Here is a 22,740-nt window from a genome sequence, read left to right on the forward strand (position 1 = left end):
TGGAAAACATGTCAAAAGAGGAGCTTCTGGAGCTGAAAAAAGCTATGAATGCAAAGGCTCTTGCAAAGAGAAGGACAAGAACAGCGCTCCGTGTTACGGCAAATGTGGTGTTTGCAGTTCTGATCCTGCTTCCATTGCTTTATGCCATCAGTATTGCACTGATGCCTTCTAGTGAACTGTTTACTACAGAGTTGAATCTCTTTCCCAAGAATCCGACCTTTTCCAACTTTATCAATGCATTCCGCACCGTTCCACTTCTCCGATTCATATTGAATTCCTTTATCATGGCGGGATGCATTACCATCGGACAGATCATTACCTGTTCTCTTGCTGCTTTTGCGTTTTCTTTCCTGGAATTCAAAGGAAAAGGTATTCTCTTCATGGTTGTGATGGCAACCATGATGGTTCCGGGAGAGGCAACGATCATTTCCAACTACCTGACGGTATCAAGCTGGGGAATGCTGGATACTTATCAGGTACTGATCGTGCCTTACCTTACATCCGCAATGGGAATTTTCCTGTTCCGTCAGTTTTACATGACTTTCCCGATCTCACTGTATGAATCGGCAAAGCTTGACGGCTGCAGCAATCTGAAATTTATCGTAAGGATCCTGCTTCCGCTGACAAAATCCGCTATTGGCGCTATGGCAGTGTATACCTTTATCAACGCATGGAATATGTACATGTGGCCGCTGCTTGTAACAGGCTCCAACAATATGCGAACCGTTCAGATTGGTATCAGTATGCTGGATAGTGTGGATTCACAGTCTATCACCCTGATGATCGCAGGCGTTGTTATGATCATCATTCCGTCCATTTCCATCTTTATCGTTGGACAGAAGCAGCTGATCAGAGGAATGTTCTCGGGTGCAGTCAAGGGCTGATATCGGAGCAGGCAGCAACCCTGCAGCATCCTGCTGTAAGGGGAAAATATTGCAAAAAGATACTGCAAAATCGTAAGACGGGCAGTTCATCTTATATAAAAAAATGAAAAAAGAGAAAATTTTTCAAGAGGAGAAAAAAGTTATGAAGAAAAAAATCATCGCAGCTTTCCTTACCACAGCAATGACTATCGGTTCTCTTTCCGGAGTAACTGTATTCGCCGCAGATGCCGGCACAGATGAAAAAGTGGAAATGGCAGATGCTTCCGATGTAGACGGAACTACCATTACCTTCTGGCATTCCATGGGTGGCGTCAATGGTGAGGCGATCGATACACTGGTAAAAAAATTCAACGATGAGAATGAATACGGAATTACGGTAGATGCTCAGTATCAGGGTGAATATGATGATTCCCTGAACAAGCTGAAAAGTGCACAGATCGGAAACATGGGTGCGGATCTTGTACAGGTATATGAGATCGGAACAAGATTCATGATCGATTCCGGATGGATTGTGCCTATGCAGCAGATGATCGACGCAGACAGCTACGATGTATCTGAGATCGAGCCGAACCTGGCTGCATACTACACCATCGACAATGAGCTGTACTCCATGCCATTCAACTCTTCCACACCGATCATGTATTACAACAAGGATATGTTTGATAAAGCAGGCATCACAGAAATTCCGGACAGCCTGGAAGGCATCGGTGAGATCGGACAGGATCTTCTGGACAGAGGCGGCGCAGGCGAGGTAATGTCTCTTGGAATCTACGGATGGTTCTTCGAGCAGTTTATCGGAAAGCAGGGCCTTGAGTATGCAAACAACGGAAACGGACGTAAAGAGGCTGCTACAGCTGTTGCTTTTGATGAGAACAGTGCTGCAAAAAATATCCTTACAGCATGGAAGGATCTTAACGACAAGGGCTTCGCACCGGTCGTAGGAAAAGGCGGCGATGCAGGTCTGGCAGATTTTTCTGCAGGAAAATCTGCGATCACTCTTGGCTCCACAGCTTCCCTAAAACAGATCCTTCAGGATGTAAACGGAAAATTTGAGGTTGGTACTGCATACTTCCCGAAGATCAAATCCAGTGACGAGGGCGGTGTTTCCATCGGAGGTGCATCTCTTTGGGCACTGAACAACAATGATCCGAAAAAGCTTCGTGCAACATGGGAGTTCGTAAAATTCCTGATCTCTCCGGAGTCTCAGGCTTACTGGAACGCACAGACCGGATATTTCCCTGTAACTGTAAAGTCTCAGGAAGAGCAGGTATTTAAGGATAATGTTGCAAAATATCCGCAGTTCCAGACAGCGATCGACCAGCTCCATGATTCTTCCGCCGACTATGTAGGCGCTCTGTTAAGTGTATTCCCGGAGGCAAGAGCTACCGTGGAATCCGAGATTGAAAGTATGCTCAACGGAAAAGAGGATGTGGATACAGCTGTGAAAAACATGGCAGATTCCATCAACAAATCCATCGAAGAGTATAACTTGGTGAATGAATAATTCGAAAAGGCGTGGAAACTGAAAAAGAAAAATAAATATATACAGCCAAAAATCCCCGGGTAAACTCCAGGGGATTTTTGCTATAGTCACGGAAAAAAACATCCTGACAGGAAAATATCAGGAGAAAAATCAGAGGAATCTCTGGACGTAAGAGTATATATTGGCTATAATGATGAAGTTAATATCTACTCCTCAGGAAGGAAGAAAAATCTGTGAATAGAAGTAAAAGAGAAGATTATAAGAGATTTGTGGTATTTTGTCTGGCAAGTCTGATCGTGATCGCACAGGCAGCGATCTTTGCTTATGTATGGTATGATTTTTACAGTGACCTGATCCTGAAGCCATTCTGGAGAAAGGGTAACTGGGTAATGATCCTGATCTATGCGCTGATCTATCTGATGTTTGCCAAGCTTTACGGAGGTCTGAAGGTAGGCTATCTGAAGCGTATCGATGTATTTTATTCATTGACGCTGGCAACGATCTGTACCAATGTTGTGACGTATTTTCAGATCACACTGATCAACAGATGGTTTATGTCGGCCAGACCGGTGATCGAAATGACCGGAGTCCAGATTGTTGTGACGGTACTGTGGATCTGGGGCTCCAGGTATATTTACTCCAGACTGTACGGAGCCAGAAGGCTGCTGGTGATCTACGGAGACCGTGATCCCGGTGATGTGATCCACAAGATGAACACCCGAAAGGATAAATACGATATCAGCGGTAAGGTTCATATCCGTGAGGGCGAAGAGAAGATCCATGCCATGATGGAAGATTATGAAGGCGTGATCATCTGGGATCTTCCGTCCCAGATCCGAAACAAGTATCTGAAATATTGTTTTTCTCATTCCATCCGCTGCTATATGAGCCCGAAGATTTCCGATATCATCCTGCTTGGAACAGACAGGATCCATCTGTTTGATACGCCGCTTCTGATGTGCAGGAATCAGGGACTTTCCATGGAGCAGCGTGCAGCCAAGAGAGTTCTGGATATCATTGTTTCCGGACTTGGGATCATCGTATCCTCACCCATCATGCTGATCATTGCCATTGCGGTGAAGGCTTATGACGGCGGTCCGGTATTTTATCTCCAGGATCGTCTTACCTATCAGGGAAAGGAATTCCGCATCCGGAAATTCCGAAGCATGTGTGTGGATTCCGAGAAGAACGGAGCACGTCTTGCGTCCAAGCACGATTCCCGTATCACACCGGTAGGACATGTCCTGCGTAACCTGCATCTGGATGAGCTTCCCCAGCTGTTTAACGTGTTTATGGGTGATATGTCTCTGGTAGGTCCACGTCCGGAACGAGATGTGATCATGCAGGAATATGAGCAGGAAATCCCGGAATTCCACTATCGTCTTAAGGTAAAAGCCGGACTGACCGGTTATGCTCAGGTATATGGCAAATATAACACCACACCGTATGATAAGCTGAAGCTGGATCTGTTTTATATTGAAAATTATTCATTCCTTCTGGATATCAAGCTTCTGTTTATGACTGTAAAGATCTTTTTCCAGAAAGAAGTTTCCGAGGGCGTGGATGATAATCAGAAGAACGCTCTTAAGGATTCCGAAGACAAAAAATAAGTAACGAAACGAAATGCGTGTCAGGCTGCGGCAGATCATCCTGACGCGCATTTTGTGGATAGAGAGGACGGAGGTTGTTTTTATGGAAAAGCCGTTGGTTTCCGTAGTGATGCCCGTATATAACGGGGAAAGATATATTGGAAAAGCGATCGAATCAGCACTGGGACAGGAGGTTCCGGTAGAAGTGCTGGTCATTGATGACTGTTCTGCAGACGGCACAGAACTTGCTGTAATGAAATATATGGACAGCGGAAAGATCCGTTATATCCAAAATGAACAGAATATGGGGGCTGCCCGTTCCAGAAACCGGGGCGTAAAGGAAGCCCGGGGAAAATATATCGCATTTCTGGATGCGGATGACTGGTGGGAAAAGGGCAAGCTGAAAGCCCAGACAGAGGTTATGGAACAGACCGGCTGTGCGATCTGCTCCACCGGAAGAGAACTGATGACGCCGGATGGGCGCACTACCGGCAAATATATTCCGGTAAAGGAACGGATCACATACAGGGAGCTTCTGAAGCATAACAGCATCAACTGTTCTTCCGTATTGCTACGCAGAGAAGATGCACTTGCGTTTCCAATGGAGCATGATGACAGCCATGAAGATTACATTACCTGGCTCCGGATATTGGGAAAGGGAGGATTTGCAGCAGGGATCAACAGACCTTACCTGAAATACCGGCTCAGTGAAGGGGGAAAATCCAGAAATAAGCTGAAGTCTGCGGCAATGACTTATCAGGTGTATCGGTATGTGGGATATGGTCCGCTGAAGAGTCTGTTTTTCTTTGTTTCCTATGCGCTCCACGGGATATGGAAATACCGTTGAAAAATTCTGGAAGAGGTGAATAATTCTGACATATATTAATTCTTTATTTCCAAATTCATAAATATATGTTATTATTTATTCATACTTTTATCAAATATTACAAGGTGGAAACAAATGAAACAGAGAACGGATAGCCAGGGAGTTCCGTATTCTTACCTGGTCGATAACATTAAAGTAGTACTGATCTTTCTTGTCGTATTTAATCATCTGATCGCATTTCAGCTGGTCAAGGTGGACATGGTGGTGCGTTATGTATGGTATGGGATCACCATTTTTCACATGCCTGCTTTTATTTTTATATCTGGATATCTTTCCAAGAAGCCACAGGATGTACTGAAGAATGTGAAGAATCTGCTGATCCCTTATATTCTTGGATACAGTCTGACCTGGTATGCTTATATCTGGACCGGCAGAAGCATGGATTATGAGCTGCTCCGTCCGTCCGGAACAGTTATGTGGTATGTGCTGGCATTGTTTATCTACAGGCTGACTATCGAAGCACTTGGCAAGATACGTTTTATCGTGCCTCTGAGCATTATTTTTGCATTGTGGGCAGGAACAAGACCGGAATTTACGACTTATCTTTCAAGCTCCAGGATTGTTGTATTTTTTCCGTTTTTTGTGGCAGGCTATCTGTGGAAGAGTGATTACACAGACGTGGTCCGTAAATTCAAGGGTAAATGGATCCTGCTCCTGGTTTCAGCCCTGCTTTTGTATGCAGTTCCGAATTTTATGATCGCCAATGAGATCCCGGTAGATATTTTCCGTGGGAATCATACGTATCAGTTATCGGGAATGGATGATATCACAGGAATGCTGATCCGCCTTCTGATGTATCTGGTATCTTTTGTGCTGGTGCTGACGTTTCTGGCATTGATCCCGGATGTGAAGCTGCCGGTTACCTTTGTTGGAAGAAATACCATGGGGATTTATTTTTTCCATTATCCGATCATGATCGTACTCAACGGCCTGCTTCTTCTCAGCATCCCGCAGATGCTGAATGTCTGGGTGCTTTTCGGAGTATCCTGGGTGCTTGTGCTGATCCTTGGAAGCAAGCCGGTATCTTTCCTCTACGGAGGGGTACTAAACCTGCTTACATTTATTCTGTTCAAACGTGAGAGGCAGGTGCAGGATGAAGGACTTGAGGATGAATATGATGAAGATGACCGTTATGAGATCATACTGAAAAGAAAGAAAGCCATTGAGGAGCTTGCGGCAACTCTGGACGAGGAGGATGCACGTAAGGTGAAGGACGATGTGGCGGCTGTACTGGAACATGAGACAGAAGAGACGGAAGAAATCCGTGGCGAGGATTTCTTTGTAGATGAGGATCTTGAGATGGAGGAAGGCATGGATGATGCCGGAGCTCCACAGGAATTTGAGCAGCTCCAGGACCTGGATGATATATTAAAGATCACAGAACCGCAGGGGGAAATGGAAGTGCTTTTGAAAAATAAAGAAGAGAAAGCGCAGGATTAAATTAATAATGAAAAAAGTCATTACTTACGGTACCTTTGATCTGTTCCACCAGGGACATTACAATATTCTGAAAAGAGCCAGGGAGCTGGGGGATTATCTTGTTGTGGGTGTCACCAGTGAAAGCTATGATATCGAACGCGGCAAGCTGAATGTACAGGACAGCCTTCTGAAGCGTATCGAAAATGTCCGCAAGACTGGTTTTGCGGATGAGATCATTGTAGAGGAATATCAGGGGCAGAAGCTAAATGACATTACAAAATACAATATCGACCTTCTGGTAGTCGGTTCGGACTGGCGTGGCAAATTTGATTATCTGAAGAATTACTGTGAGGTCGTTTATCTGGAACGTACCAAAAATATTTCCAGTACCAAGCTCAGAAGTGAGGGTATGATCTACAGCATGGGCATTGTTACGGATGATACAGAGGACAACGAAATGGTGATGGAGTCCAAGTATGTCAGCGGACTGCATGTAGAAAGTGTGTATTCCGAGGACGTTTTTGTTGCGAGAGAATTCTGTGACAGATACGAACTTGACTCTTATGGTACAGATTACGGGCAGTTTCTGGAAGGATTGGATATCATTTATATCCGATCCGGTCTGAAAAACAGGGCAGATTATATCCGAAAGGCACTGGAATGTGATAAATATGTGATCAGTGACACGCCTATGGCTCTGGAACCGGAAGAGATAAGAGAGCTGTTTGCACTGGCAAAGGCACATCAGGTTGTTCTGGTAGAGAAGCTTACCATGGTCTATCTGCGCGCGTTTACGCAGCTTGTCTGGCTGACACATGGAGCGCTTGTGGGAGATGTGGTAGCTGTAAAATGCGCGATTTCTCAGGATGATTTTGAGGGCGGAAAAAATTTCAGCGAAACAGTCAGCCAGGCGCTGTGTGCATGCATCAAGCTTCTCGGTAAGGATTACCTGGATGTGAAGAGCAATGCGGTGAAAAGCAGTGACGGCTGCTTTATTTATGATATGATCACGATGAAGTATCTCCGGGCACTGGCGACCATTGAGATCGGAACAACGGTGGATGTGGAAAACGAGCTTGCGATCATCGGAACCAGGGGGCGTATCACCGTACCCGGTGACTGGTGGAATACCGGATATTTTGAAGCAAAAATAGAAGGTCAGGAATTCCTGAAACGCTACAGCTTTAATTTTGAGGGAAATGGTCTTCGCTATCTGCTTCAGGAGCTGGTCATCATGATCCGTGACAGACGGACAGAATGTACGAGATTTTTTTATGAAGAATCAGAAACTCTGGCTGAGCTTTTGAAAATAATTAATCAAAGAGGTTGACAGATGACAGAAAAACAGAAGCTTCTTTTGCAGCTCTTCCGGGAGGTTGACGCGATCTGCAAAAAGCATGATCTTAGATATGTAATGGCCGGAGGTACTCTGATCGGTGTTCTTCGAAATGAAGGCTTTATCCCATGGGACGATGATGTGGATATTTACATGCCCAAAAGTGACTGGGATAAATTTGTAGAAATATGTCAGAACGAGATGCCGCCGAACCGGGCGGTTTATTGTGCAGAAGTGGACCGTAATTATACCAACGGTTTTCCGCGCTACGGAAGTACGGATACCTGTGCGATCCACAAGCATCAGATCATAGGGGACGACAAGGCTGGTGAGATCATTGACGTACTGACTCTGGATCCCATTCCGGATGATGACCGTGAGTATGAGAAATACCGGGACCATATGATGATCTATACGGAACTTCTGAATATCAGCATGGTCGTGGGAGTCAGATGGGAAATTTCTCCCTGGCGGTATCTGTACTGGCTTTTCCGCTATACCTTCTGCGGAAAGGACAGAACCTTAAAGAAATTGGAGAAGATCATGTTTTCTTATAAAGAAGAGGAGTGCAGCCGCTATGCCATGCGATGGGGAGGCTGCCCGTTTCTTTTTGACAAGAATATGATGTTCCCTGTAAAATATATGGACTTCGAGGGCGAAAAGGTTATGATCCCTCACAGGACCAGCGATTATCTGATCTGGCATTACGGGGACGAATGGTCCTATATACCGCCTCATGGGGAAAGAGAATCTCATGAGTCTGTTGATGTTCCGGGCGCCAGCTATCAGGAGGTGCGGGATGAATATACGCCAAGGATCGACAAAAAACGTATCCGCAGACAGATGCTTTTCCGCAAATTCTACTGCCTTCTTATGGCAAAGGGAGACCATAAACAGGATGACAGACGAAGAAGGATCAAAGCCGGTGTTGTAGCCCGGGATGTGTCTGCCCGGCTGATGAGATCCGAAAAAACAGCGGAGACCCTGCTGAAAGAGAGAAGATATGATGTGCTTGGTGAGATCTTTGAGGAGTATTACCGTGTACAGCTCAGCATGGAGTTTATCGGGCGTGAGGATTTTAACGGGATCCGTCCGTTCTATCATCCGATCCTGATTCCGCTGGAGGATAAGGCTTTTCAGGCGGCCATGCTGACACTGATCTATCAGGAGCGTGTTTCCAAGGCATACCGTATGTACGAGGTACGCAAGAAAATGGATCATCTTACTCCGGAAATGGAGCAGACAGTGGAGGATATCCGCCGTTTCCGAAAAGCAGCCAGCCACTATGAATTTAAAGAAATGCAGGAAGCAGAGGCGATCGTGGATGATCTTCTCAGAAAATATCCGGATGCTCCGGGATTCCTGAAATTTAAATGCCGGTTTGTGATGGAGCGCCTGGAAGGACCGCAGAATGCTTCGGAAGCGGAGAAATTTCTGTCTTACTGCCTGAGAGTATTTCCCCAGGATGGATATTTTATGAAATATAAGGGGGATCTTCTCTGGAAAAAGGGCCTCCGGAACGAAGCAATGGCAGAGTATCTGAAAGCCAGAGAATGCACCAATAACGGCATTGTGCAGCTGGAACTGGATAAATTCCTGAAAAAACAGAAGTCCCAGGCGATCCGGGACTGTCGGGATCTGCTTGGAAGCCAGAGAAGATCAGAAGCACTCTCTCTGATGGAATTTTGGAGCAGACTGATGCCGGAGGATGAGGAGATCAGAGGCGCTCTTTATCTTGCGAAGGTATATTCCGTCCGTACAAAAGGGGAGCTGGAAGAGCTGGTGAGAGAGCTTTGCAAAGAACTGGGGATCACCGGTAATTCTCCAAGGGAGGGAACCCTTGAGGAGCCAGTGTACAAAGAGGCACTTACCTGTGCATGGCAGAGATTCGGCTATCCCAAAGCACTGGCAGAGGGCCGTACCAGGATCCTGTGCAGTGAGGAAGAGGGCGAGATGGAATATCTGGCAGAGGAGATCCGCAGCTTTCTGGTCCATAAGGAATGGCAGGGAGAGGTATACAAGCTTCTGGGAGATATCCGGAAGAAACAGGGGCGTACCCGGGAAGCCTTCGAAAATTATTTCCTGGCATTGGATCATGAGCCGCATCCCTATATAAAAAATGAGCTTTCCAGGATCTTCCTGGAGGATCTTTACGATGGAAGCCGGCGTACCGGATTTTTCGCAAAGAAGGCAGACGTGACAGAATTTCTGAACAGCTGGCTAGATAAGTATAAAAGTCAGGAGGAGCTTCAGGAGCTTCTGAAGCGGATCCTGTAATGACAGATCAACAGAAACGAGGCAGAGTGTATTGAACAGAGAACAGCAGAAAGTACTGGAACTTCTAAAAGAAATAGATACCATATGCAGAAAAAATAAGATCACATATTATCTTTCTCCGTATCTTACCCTCTGTGCGGTAACGGAGCGCCCTTTTCCCATGAATCCGGCAAGCAATGATATTTATATGAAGACCGGTGATATGGCCCGGTTTAAAAACATCTTTGACGAAGAACCGGAGCTGCGCAGAGCTCTGGAATCTATGGAGAATAACAGCCGTTTCCCCGGATTTTTTCTGCGTTATACAGATAAAGATACATTGTTTTATAAGCTGGACGAGTATGGAAAATACAAACATCCGGGACTGGGGATCAATATCCTTCCGCTGCAGTGTGAATATGGTCCAAAGGGAAAATATCTCTGGAACCGTATGCGCGAAGAGGGATGGAAGAGGATCTACGGAAAAAAAGGCAAGTGGCGGAACCGGCGTGAGCTGGGATGTATCTGGATGGTGCGAGTCCTTTCCCTTTGCGGACGAGGCTGGCTGGCAAAGAGCATATTCCGGGATCTGCTCCGGCAGCCGCAGGATGGCGCAAAAACATATGTACTCCGATATTTTGACCAGAATCTTTATTTTCCTGCGCATATTTTTGAAAATCCCGGGGAGGCAATGCTTGGAGGAGAATCCTTTATGGTCCCGGGAAACACAGACAGCTATCTCACCCGGGCCTACGGCAAAAATTATCGAAATAAGTCAATGGAAAACTATGTTCCCGGCTCGCTGGTGGTGTGCAGCACACTGATCCCATGCGAGGAATTTCTGCAGCAGTCAAAGGAACTGAAGAAATTTGCTTCTGTCAGGAAGAAAAGGGAAAAGCGCAGGCAGTTTGGAATGAATTACCGGGAATATCTTGCACAGTGCTGGGATTATGCAAAATTCTGCGGGGAAAAATATACCTGTGCACTGGCTTATCGCAAAAAGCTCAGCTATATCCGGAATCTCTTCAAAAATGAAGATTATGTGGAACTGGAAAAAGCATTTGCAGGATATACCAGGATGAATGATCGCTGCCTGAAATATGAAGAAGCATTTGAAACAGATCCGGAGGTTTTTGACCTGTATCTTAAGTATCTGGAAAAAACAGGAAGGATCTCGTATATGGAGAAGGTAAAAAAATATGTCTAAGGTCAAGCTTACAGATTATGTTGTGGAATTTTTGCAGAAAAAAGGGATTCATGATTTCTTTGGATACCAGGGAACCATGATCGCACATCTGGTAGATTCCATTGAGAAGAATCCCCATGTAAGAAGTCATTCCAGCTATCATGAGCAGGGAGCTGCTTTTGCCGCCTGTGGTTATGCTCAGGCAAAGAATGCCTGCGGCTGTGCCTATGCCACCAGTGGTCCGGGAGCTGCCAATCTGCTTTCCGGTGTGGCAGATGCGTATTTCGATTCTCTTCCGGTGATCTTTATCACCGGACAGCTGAATACCTATGAATATTCCGGTATTACAGGCCTTCGTCAGCAGGGCTTTCAGGAGATCGATATGGTTTCCATGGCAAAGCCGGTAACCAAGTACGCGGTGCAGGTCCGTGATCCGAAAAATATCGTTCGTGAACTGAATCTTGCATGGCAGATCGCCAATACAGGACGGAAAGGGCCGGTTCTTATCGATCTTCCTATGAATGTGCAGAGAGGCGAGGTGGAAGATCCGGCTTATGATATGGAATTTTCCGAGGAAGAGATCGAGACAGCTGTATATGGAAAAAATGATCCGGAAAACGGGGCAGCCTTTTACAGGGATGCAGTTGCAAAGGCGGATTCTTCTGATGGAGCAGAGGCGGCAGAATATATTCTGAATAAGATCAGGACTGCAAAACGGCCGGTATTTATGATCGGTCACGGAGCTTCCGGAGAAGCAGAAAAAATGCTCACAGATCTGGCGCGTGCCCATCACATTCCAGTGATCACAAGCGTACTTGCCCGGTCCGCACTGAGCTTTGATGATCCTTTGAACTTCGGGTGCATCGGAGGTGCCTACGGACACCGGTATGCAAATATGATCGCCAATGCAAAAAGCGACCTTCTGCTCTGCTTTGGAATTTCCCTGTGTACCCGTCAGATTGGTACTAAGGTTCATGAGTTTGCGAAGAATGCCGAAATCATCCGTGTGGATATTGATCCTTATAATCTTCAAAGAGAGATCCATGAGGGAAGAGAAGGTGAGAAATGCTTTTGCGTCAGCGCAGAGACTGTGGTGCGTAAGCTGACAGAGCAGCAGGCACAGATCGGTTCCTATGAGGAATGGCTTGCTGTCTGCCAGAAGATCCGTAAGGAACTTTGGAAAGTGGACGATGAGACACCGCAGCGTTATCCGAACCGCATGATCGCATATTTGAGTGATCAGCTTTCCGATACCGGAGCGGTTGCTGTGGATGTGGGACAGCATATGGTATGGAGCTATCAGTCCTTCCACAATCAGCAGGGGCAGAAGACACTTTTTTCCGGCGGACATGGTGCTATGGGATATGCACTTCCGGCGGCTATCGGAGCTTATTATGCTACCGGCAAGCCGGTGGCATGTATCTGCGGAGACGGAGCCTTCCAGATGAATATCCAGGAGCTACAGTGGGTGAAGCGTGAGAATATCCCAGTGAAGATGATCGTAATGAATAATGAGGCTCTGGGAATGATCCGTCATCTTCAGAGAGATTATTTTGACTGTGTATATGCGGATACCTCCGATGGCAGCGGATTTTCATCCTGCGATTTTACAGATGTGGCGCAGGCCTACGGAATTCCTGCAAAGCGCATCCAGGGAGAAGACGTGGAAAAATATGCCGGTGGATTCCTGGAGCAGAACGGACCGGAGCTTCTGGAGATCATGCTGGAGCATGGAACCTACGCATACCCGAAGACCTGTCTGGGTGAGCCGATCCACAATCAGCAGCCTTATATACCGAAACCGATATTTGATGAACTGATGGAGCTGTAAAATGGGAAAAATAACTGTGATCACAGGCGGTACCTCTGGAATCGGAAGAGGGATCGCCGAAAAGATCCTGGCAGAGTCAGCAAAAGCTGACAGGATCTTTGTAACATATGGACATGATGAGAAGAAGGCACTGTCGTTTCAGGAGAGCCTTCCTGAGGAAAAAAGATCTCAGGTGACTTTGATAAAGGCAGATATGTCTTCCTATGAAGAGATGATGGTTTTTGTGGAGGAGCTGAAAAAGCAGACAGACCATATTGACTGGCTTGTAAGCAATGCCGGCATCAGTACCTACGCAAAATATGAAGACTACAGCTTTGAGGAGTGGACACGGATCGTAAACACCAATCTTTCCGTACCTGTATTTATGGTAAAAGAGCTGAGATCCATGATGGTGGAGGGCGGCAGTGTGCTCTTTACCGGTTCCTATGCAGGACAGCAGGCGTATTCTTCCTCCCTTGTATATGGAGTCACCAAGGCAGCCATCCATTTTCTGACAAGATCCCTGGTAAAGGAATTTGAGCCAAAGGGCATCACAGTCAACGCTATTGCACCTGGCTTCATCGAAACTCCGTGGCACAGCGCTCGCACCCAGGAGAGCTACGACCGTATCAACCGGAAGATCGCACTCCACAGGTTTGGAACTGTGGAGGAAGTGGCGGATATGGCTTATGCAGTGCTGTCTAACGGATATATGAACGGCAGTGTGGTGGATATCCACGGTGGTTATGACTACTTTTAATAGAAGTTGAAAGTGTGCAGGAAGACAGAAGAAGACATGTTGTGCCTGCACATAAGGGGCTTCTTATGACTTTCTGTACAGGGCGACGTCCCGAAAACGAAATGCAGCGAAGCAGAATCGGGTTTGCGCACTTGAGACGTCCGTACGGAATCTGTGAAATTCTTTATATTTAAGCGAAAAAGGCTTGACTTGCACACCTGCTCTGTGATAAAATTGACGAGCGACATGGAAGTTAGGTCTTTTTTTTATGCCCGAAAATGACGACGGATATACGTTCCGGGCGGCATAGAAGACCATGCAAATGAAAACACTGGAGGTGGAAGTTGTGCGCGTTAAGATTACATTAGCATGCACCGAGTGCAAGCAGCGTAACTACAATATGACGAAGGAGAAAAAGAACCATCCTGAGAGAATGGAGACCAAGAAATATTGTAAGTTCTGTCATACACACACTCTGCACAAGGAAACAAAGTAATCACAGAGATTTGTGAGGTTATGCTATGGAAAAACAGAAATCTGAGGATAAGCCGCAGAAGAAAAGTTGGTTTCAGGGACTTCAGTCAGAATTTGAGAAGATTGTCTGGACAGACCGTCCCACACTGGCAAAGCAGACTGTTGTGGTCGTGATCATCACGATCATCCTGGCAGTGGTTATCAGTGTAATGGATTCCGGAATTCTGGAATTCATTAATTTCTTAATGAAGTAAGGACAAGGTGATTATATGTCAGAAGCAGCAAAATGGTACGTTGTCCATACCTATTCCGGGTATGAGAACAAGGTAAAAGCCAACATTGAAAAGACGATCGAGAACAGACACCTGGAAGACCAGATCCTGGAGGTACGTGTTCCGCTGCAGGATGTAGTGGAGATGAAGAACGGAACCTCAAGACAGGTTCAGAAAAAGATGTTTCCAGGCTATGTGCTTCTCAATATGGTGATGAATGACGATACCTGGTACGTTGTCCGTAATACCCGCGGTGTTACAGGATTCGTAGGACCGGGATCAAAGCCTGTGCCTCTTACAGAAGAGGAAATGATGCCGCTTGGTATCCAGAAACCGGATATCGAAGTGGACTTCGCAGAGGGCGACATGGTAGTCGTTACCGGTGGTGCATGGAAAGATACAGCAGGTGTGATCACAGGTATCAACATGCAGAAACAGACGGTAACGATCAATGTTGAGCTTTTCGGTCGTGAAACACCGGTAGAAATAAGTTTCACAGAAATCAAAAAAGCTGAGTAATTCAAAAACAAGGTAACAGCAAGTGGGAGGGACACACCCCCGCCAATACCACATAGGAGGTGCCGAAAATGGCAAAGAAAGTAACAGGATATATCAAATTACAGATTCCGGCTGGTAAAGCAACTCCAGCACCACCTGTAGGTCCGGCTCTTGGACAGCATGGTGTAAACATCGTACAGTTTACTAAGGAGTTCAACGCAAGAACAGCTGATCAGGGAGATCTTATCATCCCGGTTGTCATCACTGTTTACGCTGACAGAAGTTTCAGCTTCATAACCAAGACTCCGCCGGCAGCAGTTCTTCTTAAGAAAGCTGCAAACATCAAATCTGGTTCCGGTACACCGAACAAGACCAAAGTAGCTAAAGTTACTAAGGCACAGGTTCAGGAGATCGCTGAGCTGAAGATGAAAGACCTCAATGCAGCATCCATCGAGGCTGCTATGAGCATGATCGCCGGTACAGCAAGAAGTATGGGAATCGAAGTCGTAGACTAATAAATACCGAAGCTTAAGTTCGGGGTTCCCGTAGAAAAAGTGAAATTTTCAAGTGGGAGGGCTTTTCCCCGCAAATACCACAGGAGGTTATAGAAATGAAACGAGGAAAGAAATATGTGGAAGCTGCGAAAGCAGTAGACCGCGCAACATTATATGATGCACCAGAGGCTATCAGCCTTGTTAAAAAAGCAGCTGTAGCTAAGTTCGACGAGACCATCGAAGTTCACATCCGTACAGGCTGCGATGGACGTCACGCAGATCAGCAGATCCGTGGAGCAGTTGTTCTGCCACACGGAACAGGTAAAAAAGTTCGTGTACTTGTATTTGCTAAAGATGCTAAGGCAGAAGAGGCAAAGGCAGCAGGAGCAGACTTCGTAGGAGCTGAGGACCTCATTCCGAAGATCCAGAACGAGGGATGGCTTGACTTTGACGTTGTAGTTGCAACACCGGATATGATGGGCGTTGTAGGTCGTCTTGGTCGTGTACTTGGACCGAAAGGTTTAATGCCAAACCCGAAAGCTGGTACTGTAACAATGGACGTAACAAAAGCTGTTAACGACATTAAAGCAGGTAAGATCGAGTATCGTCTTGACAAATCCAACATCATCCATGTTCCGATCGGAAAGGCTTCCTTTACCGAGGAGCAGTTAAGCGACAACTTCCAGACGCTTATGGGAGCTATCACAAAGGCTAGACCTAGCACACTGAAAGGTCAGTATCTGAAGAGCGTTACAATCGCTCCGACAATGGGACCTGGTGTTAAGCTTAACCCGATTAAATTAGCTCAGTAATAAATTTTAAATACCCTGTACAGAGGAAACTTTGTATGGGGTATTTTTTTATACATTTATACACCTTGATTTTTGGGGGCAAAAATCCTACAATAAGGCACAAACAGAGTTGTAACAGACCGAAAGCTCATCAGAGCTTTTTCATATAGATTTTACAGAAGAAAATAATAATCATGTTAATATAAAAAAGATGGGGAAAACGTTTCTGTAAGTAAAACTTACAGATGAATTTGTCGGAACAGGGAGTATAAATTGAGATCAAAAAAGCGTAAAGCGAAGAAAATAAAAAAACAGGTAAACAAAATAAAAATGATACTCTGCCTGGTGGTAGAGGCTATCGTGATCCTGACACTTGTAGTGATCATCGGCTGGAATAAAGGGGTAGGTGACTGGATGGAGTCTCTGCAGAGACCGGTTGTCCGTAAGCTTGAGATGAGCGGTATCAACAGTCCCTATGCAGTGCTGATGCAGGTAAAAGGCGGAAAGATCATCGGAAATATGAAGGGCGATGAGAAGATCTATCCGGCTTCCATGACGAAGATCATGACGGTGATCGTGGCTATTGAGAACCTGGATGATCTGGATCAGGAGATCACTCTGACCCAGGAAATGTTCCAGGGGCTTTATGAGCAGGATGCCACCCAGGCAGGCTTTCAGCCCGGTGAGACCGTGCGGGCCATCGACCTTCTTTATGGTGCCATGCTGCCATCCGGTGCGGAGTGTTGTATCGCACTGGCGGATACCGTAGGCGGTTCCAGGGATGGATTTGTGGAGCTGATGAATAAGAAGGCACAGAGGATTGGAATGAATGATACACATTTCTGTGATACGACAGGGCTTCATGATCCGGATCATTACAGTACAGTGAGAGATATTGCGGTGCTGCTCAGGTATGCGCTTCGGAACGATACGTTCAGAGAGATCATTGAGAGTCCGCGGCATTCCACAGGAGTGACGAATATCCATCCCAGCGGGATCACATATTACAGTACCATGTTCAAAAATCTTTCTGACCCTTCCGTTACCGGCGGCAAGATCCTGGGCGGCAAGACAGGATATACCAGCGAGGCGGGTCTGTGTCTTGCAAGCTTTGCAGAGATTTACGACAGGGAATACATACTGGTAACGGCAGGCGCATCGGGAAATACCGGAAGCCCACTCCATGTGGAGGATGCGGTGACGATCTATAACCGCCTTGGAAAGGCCATTGAGGCACAGATGACAGGCAGTGATGGATCGGAGTCTTGAAAAGATAAAGGACAAATTTTGTGTATCGCGAAGCGTGTTGCAGAGAACGGAGTGAACAGTAATATTTTTGGATAAATAAACACTGGCACAGAGGTGTATGCTGCTGTATTGGCAGCATAACGCTTCTGTGCCGTTTTTTGATTCTTCAAAATGAAATCGTATAGCGGGAACCTGCAATGTATTCACGGCTGATGTAAAGCGGATTTCCATCAGGAGCTTCCATATAGGAATCCAGGATCAGCACGGGATCGCCGGAAGACAGACGCAAAGTTTTTGCCATATCCGGGGAGGCTGCAGTAACAGAAATGGTGCTGCGGCTGGATTCTGCGATCGTACAGCGGTAGGTGTTTTTGATATATTCAAAAAAAGAACCGTTTTCTACAGCGTTCGGATCAAAATCCGGGAAAAGCCGTGTGGGGAGCCAGGTGTGAACATCAATAACCGGAATACTGTCAGCCAGAAGAAGACGTTCCAGGAAAAAAACTTCCTCATCCGAAGTAAGCTGCAGAAAATCAGAGGTTACGCTGTTCGCAGGTTTTTTGCAGAAGGACAGTACGTGAGATTCCGGAATCCGGTCATTCTGACGGCAGGATTCGGAAAAGCTCATATTTTTCTGGGATTCAAATTTCCGGAAGATCATGGGGGATTTTACAAAGGTTCCTTTTCCCTGATGCTTGATAAGATAGCCCTGTGTGCAAAGCTCCTCCACGGTACGTCGGACAGTGATCCGGCTGACATGGTAAAGATCGGCAAGCTCCGGCTCAGGAGGGATTTTTTCTCCGGGCTTATAAGTACCGTTTTTGATCTGCTGGGTGATGATATCCATAAGCTGCTTGTAAAGCGGCTGGATTGAATTTTTATTTAACATGAAAATATCCTTTCTGAGGTTGTTCATAAAAGATATTTTACTATAGTGCGGATGTATTTGTCCAGTAAGGGACAAACCTCTGCAGTGCGTCAGAAGGTATATTGGATGAATAATTAATCATAAATCATGAATATACTCTTTACTATAACGTTATAATATGTTATATTCTTCAAAAAGGTAAAATGCAAAAGTACAAGAAGGAGAAATTTATCTGAAAATCCGAAAAAACCTGTATTTTCAATGGATTCAGAGGATTACCAGACGAATTTCCACGAAAACCGGAGGATGAAAATGGACGCAGTAAAAATCGTAAATAAGATCAACAAAGAGCATGGAACAATCAAAAATGTGTATTTTCTTGCATGCGGAGGATCTCTTGTGGATCTGTATCCGGGATATTATTTTGTCCGTGCGGAATCCGCAGTGATGGATGCACAGTGGATCCCTGCAAGAGAGTTTGCACTGACACCGCCGAAGAAGCTGGGAAAAGACAGTCTTCTGATCATCTGCTCCCACAGTGGCAAGACAAAGGAGTGTCTGGAGGCAGCAAAAACAGGAATGGATGCAGGTGCGGCTGTTGTTACAATGACACATGCGCCAGGTTCCCCATGTGATACCGATAAATGGATCTCCGTTGTATACGACTGGGCACCGGGGGTAAAGGAAGCAGAGAAGCCTCAGGGAATCGTACTTCGTATTCTTAATGAGCTGATGAAGGTACAGGAGCCGGGATATAAGCTTTACGATAAGATCGTGGAAGGCTTTGAAAAGATCGATGATGTTATTGCAGCTGCAGTGAAGGATCAGCAGAATGCAGCATGGCTTTTTGCAGAAAAATATTCAGAGGAACCGAACCTCTATATCATGGCATCGGGAGCCTCCTATTCTCAGGCATATGGCTTTGCGATCTGCTCACTTCAGGAAATGCAGTGGATGGACTGCGGTTATCTGAACAGTGCGGAATATTTCCACGGACCGTTTGAGGTAACGGATGAGGATCATCTTTATATCCTTATGATGAGCCGGGGCAGAAACCGTATGATGGATGAGCGTGTGCTGACTTTCCTTGAAAAATACGGAAAGAAATACGAAGTGATCGATGCAGATAAGCTTGGTATGGAAGCAATTGATGACAGCTGTGTGGAATATTTTACCCCGATGCTGTTCTACACCATGACGACCGTTTACCGTACCGCTCTCCAGGATAAACGCCGTCATCCGCTGGATATGAGAAGATATATGGGCGTTGTAGAGTACTAAAGGTGCTGCTGTGCCTGTGCACAGAGAAAGGGAAAATATGAGTAAATACAGTACAAAGCTTCTTGGCTTCGGAGACAATGTAGTGGATATCTATGATCATCTGAAAACCATGTATCCAGGCGGAAACTGCGTAAACGTCAGTGTTTACGGAAAGATGGCCGGATGTGAAAAAACAGCGTATATGGGATATTTCGGAGATGACGACAGAGCAGAACTGATCATGGATACACTGGAAAAAATCGGCGTGGAAACCGTAAAGTGCAGACAGCTGCACGGCGAGAACGGTTATTCCAGGATCACATTAAAAGACGGAGACCGTGAGTTCCTGGATTTTAATGATGGTGGTATCCGTGGAAAAACACCGTATATCCTTGATCGTTTTGATCTGGAATATATGAAAGGCTTTGATGTGGTACATAGCGGAAATTACTCTTTTACGGAGGAAGAGCTGCATAAGATCAAAGAGGCGGGAATTCCGGTTTCTTTTGACTTTTCTGATGATTCCACAGAGGAATATTATGAAAAAACAGCACCGGAGGTTACTTACGCATTTTGCTCCTTTGACGGAACCGACCAGGAGGCAGAAGAGCATCTGAAAAAGATCATCTCCATGGGGCCGAAGCTTGCCATGGCCTCCAGAGGAGCCAAGGGCTGCATTCTTTATGACGGAAGGAATTTTTACCGACAGCCGGCAGCGCCGCTTACGGAAGTAAAAGATACTCTTGGCGCCGGGGATTCACTGATCGCATCTTTCCTTACCGGGTATATCGGAAGAAGGAAAAACGGCATGGCGGAGGAAACCGCGATCTGTGAAAGTCTTGAAGAGGCAGCTGCTTTTGCAGCGGGCATTTGTGGCATGGAAGGTGCTTTTGGCTACGGAAAAAAATATGAATAGCAGGAGGGGAAAATAATGGGACGCAATGGAAAAAGCAGAGCTCTTATCTGTTTTGTACTGTGTATGATCATGGCTCTGCCGATATATTTCAGCAGTGCAGTGGCAGTAAAAGCGGCAGAACAGCAGACCATCATCATAGGAACGAACGCAGAGTATTCACCATTTGAATACCTGGATGATAATGGAAATATTACAGGTTTTGATTACGATCTTCTGGAGGCGATCGCCAAGGAAGAAAACGTAAAGCTGGTATGGAAGGATATGCCCTTTGATTCCCTGATGGGTTCCATGGAGGCTGGTGATGTACAGGTGATCGCAGCCGGGATCGGACCTACGGAGGACCGTAAAAAAAGCGTTGATTTTTCCGATGTTTATTACACCGGTACACAGTGCATCATCAGCCGTAAGGATAATCCGATCAAGGATTTTGAGGAGATGTCCGGAAAAACCGTTGCAGTTCTGGAGGGTGCACAGAGTGATATGATCGCATCCGGCGAGACTACTGATTACGGTGAAGTTAAGGATGCCAAAGTAAAAAGATTTAAAAACGCTTCCAGTGCAGTCATGGAGCTGAAAAACGGTGGAGCAGATGCAGTTCTGATCGACAATATCATGGCGGAGATCTACTGCAAACAGAACTCAGACCTGCAGTATGAGTCCGTGCCAAGTACAGCAGAGGATACGGTTTTCTGTATTGAAAAAGGAAACACAGAGCTTGTCCAGATCATCAATGACGGGCTTGCAAAAGTAAAAAAATCCGGGGAATATGATGATCTTTATCAGAAGTATTTTGTGGACACACTTGAAAACAGCGAGGATGTGACAGATGTAGCAGCAACCGATGGTTTTCTGGGACTTTTAAGCTTTATTTTCCTTCAGGATAATCGTTGGAAGTTTTATATTAACGGTCTTGGGATTACGCTGATCGTTTCCCTTTTGTCAGTGATCGTAGGTATCCTGATCGGTCTTGTAGTGGCTCTGGTACGTCTTGGAGCTGCGAAAAAAGGCAGAAGAACCATTCTTTCCACGATCGCGGATATTTATGTTGATGTGATCCGTGGAACACCGTCAGTCCTTCAGCTGATGATCATCTATTTTGCAGTGTTCCACAGCAGGCTGGGATATGTGGCAGCAGTGGTCAGCTTCGGTATCAACAGCGGTGCATATGTTTCCGAGGTTATCCGCGGAGGTATTTTATCTGTGGACAAGGGCCAGAGCGAGGCTGGTCGTTCTCTGGGTCTTGGGTATAAAGATACCATGCGTTTCATTATCATTCCGCAGGCTGTAAAAACCATCCTTCCGGCAATGGGTAATGAGTTTATCCAGCTGATCAAAGAAACATCTATTTTAGGTTATGTAGGTATCATGGATCTGACAAAAGCGGCAAGCTATGTTTCTTCCCGTACTTATCAGATGTTTATTCCGCTGATCGTTGCAGGTATCATGTATTATCTGATCGTGAAGTGCCTGAGCCTTCTGCTGAAGAGATTTGAAAGGAGACTGAGAGAAAGTGATTGATGTTAAAAATCTGAAAAAGTCCTTCGGGGACGTACACGTATTAAAGGGAATCACAACTCACGTAAACAAGGGTGAGTGTATCTGCATCATCGGTCCGTCCGGCTCCGGAAAATCTACATTTCTGCGCTGCCTGAACCTTCTGGAAAAACCGGAGGAAGGAGAGATCACCGTAAACGGACAGCAGCTTCTGGATCCGAAGCTGGATGTAGATAAATTCAGGGAAAATGTGGGAATGGTTTTTCAGCATTTTAATCTGTTTCCAAATATGACAGTATTGAAAAATATCACCCTTGCGCCGGTGCGTCTTGGCAAATGGAATGCAGCGGAAGCTGATCAGAAGGCGAGGGCTCTTTTGAAAAGAGTCGGCCTTGAAGAAAAAGCCGATGTCTATCCCGGAAAGCTTTCAGGCGGACAGAAGCAGAGGGTTGCCATTGCCAGAGCCCTTGCAATGAATCCCCAGGTGCTTCTGTTCGACGAGCCGACATCAGCTCTTGATCCGGAGATGGTCGGAGAGGTTCTTGAGGTTATGAAGGAGCTTGCAAAAGAAGGCATGACCATGCTGGTGGTTACCCATGAGATGGGATTTGCAAGGGAGGTCAGCGACAGAGTGCTCTTTATGGATGATGGGGTGATTCTTGAGGATAGAAATCCGAAAGAACTGTTTGGGGATCCTCGAGAGGAAAGGACGAAGGAGTTTCTTTCCAAAGTGTTGTAGGTTTTTTGGGTAAAAAAGTTTTGTTTTGAAAAAACGGGGAAATTCGTGGGGAGGGGAGGCACTCGGAGTTGCGAAGCCCGTTTCCCCTCCCCACACCC

The 22,740-nt window shown here is 46.0% G+C and carries 21 protein-coding genes; 20 read left to right on the forward strand and 1 reads right to left on the reverse strand.

Features of this window, described 5'->3' with window-relative positions; translation table 11 throughout:
- Nucleotides 1-44 precede the first annotated feature (44 nt).
- The 16 genes from DWW77_RS17170 to DWW77_RS17245 all read left to right on the forward strand — a co-directional run bounded on the left by DWW77_RS17170 (nt 45) and on the right by DWW77_RS17245 (nt 17,386).
- Nucleotides 45-884, forward strand: a complete 840-nt coding sequence (locus tag DWW77_RS17170; protein ID WP_502685123.1) for a carbohydrate ABC transporter permease — start codon at nt 45-47, stop codon at nt 882-884.
- Between the two features lie 142 nt (nt 885-1,026).
- The gene (locus tag DWW77_RS17175) at nt 1,027-2,388 is read left to right on the forward strand and encodes an ABC transporter substrate-binding protein (RefSeq protein ID WP_118609213.1); all 1,362 of its coding nucleotides are present in this window, start codon (nt 1,027-1,029) and stop codon (nt 2,386-2,388) included.
- A 212-nt stretch (nt 2,389-2,600) separates the two neighbouring features.
- Nucleotides 2,601-3,977, forward strand: a complete 1,377-nt coding sequence (locus tag DWW77_RS17180) for a sugar transferase (protein ID WP_118609214.1) — start codon at nt 2,601-2,603, stop codon at nt 3,975-3,977.
- A gap of 82 nt (nt 3,978-4,059) precedes the next feature.
- Nucleotides 4,060-4,803, forward strand: a complete 744-nt coding sequence (locus DWW77_RS17185; RefSeq protein ID WP_118609215.1) for a glycosyltransferase family 2 protein — start codon at nt 4,060-4,062, stop codon at nt 4,801-4,803.
- A 114-nt stretch (nt 4,804-4,917) separates the two neighbouring features.
- Complete coding sequence (locus DWW77_RS17190) at nt 4,918-6,282, forward strand: acyltransferase family protein (protein ID WP_015525325.1); 1,365 nt, start codon at nt 4,918-4,920, stop codon at nt 6,280-6,282.
- A 7-nt stretch (nt 6,283-6,289) separates the two neighbouring features.
- Nucleotides 6,290-7,591 (forward strand): adenylyltransferase/cytidyltransferase family protein, encoded by a 1,302-nt coding sequence (locus DWW77_RS17195; protein WP_118609216.1) that lies wholly within the window; start codon nt 6,290-6,292, stop codon nt 7,589-7,591.
- A 3-nt stretch (nt 7,592-7,594) separates the two neighbouring features.
- Nucleotides 7,595-9,874 (forward strand): LicD family protein, encoded by a 2,280-nt coding sequence (locus DWW77_RS17200; RefSeq protein WP_118609217.1) that lies wholly within the window; start codon nt 7,595-7,597, stop codon nt 9,872-9,874.
- Between the two features lie 31 nt (nt 9,875-9,905).
- A complete protein-coding gene (locus DWW77_RS17205; protein WP_021651257.1) occupies nt 9,906-11,060 on the forward strand; it encodes a LicD family protein in 1,155 nt (384 codons plus the stop codon).
- Nucleotides 11,053-12,870 carry a thiamine pyrophosphate-binding protein gene (locus tag DWW77_RS17210; RefSeq protein WP_118609218.1) on the forward strand — a complete coding sequence of 606 codons (1,818 nt, stop codon included), beginning with the start codon at nt 11,053-11,055 and terminating at the stop codon, nt 12,868-12,870. Before DWW77_RS17205 ends, DWW77_RS17210 begins: the two co-directional genes overlap by 8 nt.
- Nucleotide 12,871: 1 nt before the next feature.
- Nucleotides 12,872-13,609 carry an SDR family NAD(P)-dependent oxidoreductase gene (locus DWW77_RS17215; protein WP_118515827.1) on the forward strand — a complete coding sequence of 246 codons (738 nt, stop codon included), beginning with the start codon at nt 12,872-12,874 and terminating at the stop codon, nt 13,607-13,609.
- A gap of 325 nt (nt 13,610-13,934) precedes the next feature.
- Nucleotides 13,935-14,084, forward strand: a complete 150-nt coding sequence (rpmG, locus tag DWW77_RS17220) for a 50S ribosomal protein L33 (protein WP_044961412.1) — start codon at nt 13,935-13,937, stop codon at nt 14,082-14,084.
- A gap of 25 nt (nt 14,085-14,109) precedes the next feature.
- Nucleotides 14,110-14,316, forward strand: coding sequence for a preprotein translocase subunit SecE (gene secE / locus DWW77_RS17225; protein ID WP_015525331.1), 207 nt, complete (start codon nt 14,110-14,112; stop codon nt 14,314-14,316).
- Between the two features lie 15 nt (nt 14,317-14,331).
- A complete protein-coding gene (nusG, locus tag DWW77_RS17230; protein ID WP_015525332.1) occupies nt 14,332-14,853 on the forward strand; it encodes a transcription termination/antitermination protein NusG in 522 nt (173 codons plus the stop codon).
- 68 nt (nt 14,854-14,921) lie between these two features.
- Nucleotides 14,922-15,347, forward strand: a complete 426-nt coding sequence (gene rplK / locus DWW77_RS17235; protein ID WP_015525333.1) for a 50S ribosomal protein L11 — start codon at nt 14,922-14,924, stop codon at nt 15,345-15,347.
- Nucleotides 15,348-15,442: 95 nt separating this feature from the next.
- Nucleotides 15,443-16,138, forward strand: a complete 696-nt coding sequence (gene rplA / locus DWW77_RS17240; protein ID WP_015525334.1) for a 50S ribosomal protein L1 — start codon at nt 15,443-15,445, stop codon at nt 16,136-16,138.
- A gap of 252 nt (nt 16,139-16,390) precedes the next feature.
- Nucleotides 16,391-17,386, forward strand: a complete 996-nt coding sequence (locus DWW77_RS17245; protein ID WP_022427096.1) for a D-alanyl-D-alanine carboxypeptidase family protein — start codon at nt 16,391-16,393, stop codon at nt 17,384-17,386.
- A 145-nt stretch (nt 17,387-17,531) separates the two neighbouring features.
- Here DWW77_RS17245 and DWW77_RS17250 read toward each other — a convergent pair whose 3' ends face one another.
- Nucleotides 17,532-18,254 carry a GntR family transcriptional regulator gene (locus DWW77_RS17250; protein WP_022427097.1) on the reverse strand — a complete coding sequence of 241 codons (723 nt, stop codon included), beginning with the start codon at nt 18,252-18,254 and terminating at the stop codon, nt 17,532-17,534.
- Nucleotides 18,255-18,545: 291 nt separating this feature from the next.
- Between DWW77_RS17250 and DWW77_RS17255 the strand changes: the two genes are divergently transcribed.
- The 4 genes from DWW77_RS17255 to DWW77_RS17270 are packed head-to-tail and all read left to right on the forward strand — an operon-like array spanning nt 18,546 to nt 22,642.
- Nucleotides 18,546-19,514 (forward strand): phosphoheptose isomerase family protein, encoded by a 969-nt coding sequence (locus tag DWW77_RS17255; RefSeq protein ID WP_015525336.1) that lies wholly within the window; start codon nt 18,546-18,548, stop codon nt 19,512-19,514.
- Nucleotides 19,515-19,551: 37 nt separating this feature from the next.
- Entirely contained in the window at nt 19,552-20,409 is an 858-nt protein-coding gene (locus DWW77_RS17260; RefSeq protein WP_118609219.1) for a PfkB family carbohydrate kinase, read from the forward strand.
- Nucleotides 20,410-20,424: 15 nt separating this feature from the next.
- Nucleotides 20,425-21,927 carry an ABC transporter permease subunit gene (locus tag DWW77_RS17265; RefSeq protein WP_118609220.1) on the forward strand — a complete coding sequence of 501 codons (1,503 nt, stop codon included), beginning with the start codon at nt 20,425-20,427 and terminating at the stop codon, nt 21,925-21,927.
- A complete protein-coding gene (locus DWW77_RS17270) occupies nt 21,920-22,642 on the forward strand; it encodes an amino acid ABC transporter ATP-binding protein (RefSeq protein ID WP_114001932.1) in 723 nt (240 codons plus the stop codon). The genes DWW77_RS17265 and DWW77_RS17270 overlap by 8 nt, the downstream gene beginning before the upstream one ends.
- Nucleotides 22,643-22,740 lie beyond the last annotated feature (98 nt).

It is taken from the genome of Ruminococcus sp. AF17-12, from assembly GCF_003479245.1.
Lineage (GTDB): Bacteria > Bacillota > Clostridia > Lachnospirales > Lachnospiraceae > Blautia_A > Blautia_A fusiformis.